This is a genomic window from Candidatus Methylomirabilis limnetica, assembly GCF_003044035.1.
GTDB lineage: Bacteria > Methylomirabilota > Methylomirabilia > Methylomirabilales > Methylomirabilaceae > Methylomirabilis > Methylomirabilis limnetica.
Map to the genome: position 1 here is coordinate 1 of NZ_NVQC01000034.1, position 1,692 is coordinate 1,692.

Consider the following 1,692-nt stretch of genomic DNA (forward strand, 5'->3'; position numbering starts at 1 on the left):
CCGACTTCTCGTCAATGCCGATGCGCGCCGGCACGCGCCGGTCTTTCCGCGCCAGTCCGCGGTCGACCGCACGCATCATCACGCCCCAGGTCTCGTCCCACGAGGTTCCCGTAAGTCGCGTCACACCCGTCACGTCACATTCCTTGAGCGTGTCGATCATTCGCATCTCAAACAACCGCGTGAACTGCGACCTCGGTTCCGCCCACGGAGATCGAACCTGCTTGACCCCGTCCTTGGGGCAATTGGTTCGCGGCAGACTTGCATGAACGTAGGTTCGACATTGGCAGGTATCCAGATGTCGCCATGCTTGCTCCGGCGTGTGGTCGTACACCGGCGCGTCCTGTTGGCACACCGCGCACGCAAAGCGCGCTCCCGACGCCTCCTCGACCCAAACGTCGATGCGCTCCGCCGGCATATCCACTTGAACTCTGCTGATCAGCCACGGGAACTCGATGCCAAGCAACTTCGCATACAACAGCCTGTCTTCCATGCCGCAGTCTCCTCTTCGACCCTAGAAGAGTCTCGTCGGATCGCTCCCTGATGTCGAATATCCATCCTTACCCAGCCACTACCGGTTGTGGTCACCCACACTCGTTCCGGAAGGACCCTATTTTATGCTCCCCGTAATAAGAGACATTGAGATGGCTATAGCCACGGGTAGGGTTAGAAGGCGATTCACCCGTGACCCCCGCGGAACACGCTACGAAATCGTTGGGGCTGCGATCGACGGGCGCCCCGTCGCAATCATTTGCCGGATCAAAGAAAGGGGGAAACTTCTCTTTATCACAACCTGCCTGGTAGAATGAGGACATGAAAGGGAATCGATCTATGTCTATGTATGATTATGGTGAATGTCACATCTGCGGCGAACTTGTAAAGAGAGGCGCGTCAAGCAGCAGTTCTGGGTTAAAGGGAAACTCATTGTGATGGAGAATGTGCCGGCAGGGGTCTGCCCACAATGTGGGGAGAAAGTGGTCAAGGCGGACGTTGGCAGGCAGGTAGCTGCACTCCTGGAAGACTCGAAGCATCGCCGAACAGCCCGGACAATAAGCGTCCCCGTGATTCGGTACACAAGAGAGGTTGCCTGACAGCGTGTGGCGTGGGGCGTCACCTGCCTCCCCATAATGCGATGCAAAGGCTCTGGATCTACTTGGATGCAGGCTTTGTATCGTGTTACCGCCTGGACCTCTCCGGAATGGACCGTTAGCTCAAATCACTCTGAGATCGTTTGGGTCTGTTCCGACATTCCTCGTCAACCCTCCTAGTGTAGTATTTCATAAATTCATCAACATTCCGTTCGTGGTGAGCCCGTCGAACCTGGGTCACTCAACCACGCCTCCCTGTAATACCATGCCGGCTCCCTCTGGCCATAGTGTTACCCCCGCCGACCCACGCCATATGCCGCGAGAGGACCCCATCAGGCACACATCACTGTGAGAGGCCCACGAACAGGGATTGACAGCGCAACCCGTTCATTCCGTTGAGGGTTGATACCCCGCAGCTTGCCGCGAGTTCGTCATACCGGCGGAAGCCGGTATCCAGCGGGCCCGACTGGATTCCGTGTCAAGCACGGAATGACGGGCCATAACAGAAGACGATACCCCGTAGCTTGCTCCGGGGTAGTTCATTGACCTGTCATGACATCTTCGTAGGGGCGCCTGCCTGTGCATCGCACGCAGACTGGGGGGGGGG

At 57.6% G+C, this 1,692-nt stretch carries 3 protein-coding genes; 2 read left to right on the forward strand and 1 reads right to left on the reverse strand.

Annotated elements, in window-relative coordinates:
• Nucleotides 1-490 (reverse strand): helix-turn-helix domain-containing protein (locus tag CLG94_RS11970; RefSeq protein WP_133174623.1); only part of this gene is annotated, 490 nt, incomplete at its 3' end.
• Nucleotides 491-641: 151 nt separating this feature from the next.
• On the opposite strand from CLG94_RS11970, the gene CLG94_RS14070 reads away from it, so the two are divergent.
• Both CLG94_RS14070 and CLG94_RS11980 read left to right on the forward strand, forming a co-directional pair.
• Nucleotides 642-806: a hypothetical protein gene (locus CLG94_RS14070; protein WP_432264769.1), complete on the forward strand. Its 165-nt coding sequence runs from the start codon at nucleotides 642-644 to the stop codon at nucleotides 804-806.
• 45 nt (nucleotides 807-851) lie between these two features.
• Nucleotides 852-1,088, forward strand: a complete 237-nt coding sequence (locus CLG94_RS11980) for a YgiT-type zinc finger protein (RefSeq protein ID WP_107563850.1) — start codon at nucleotides 852-854, stop codon at nucleotides 1,086-1,088.
• Nucleotides 1,089-1,692 lie beyond the last annotated feature (604 nt).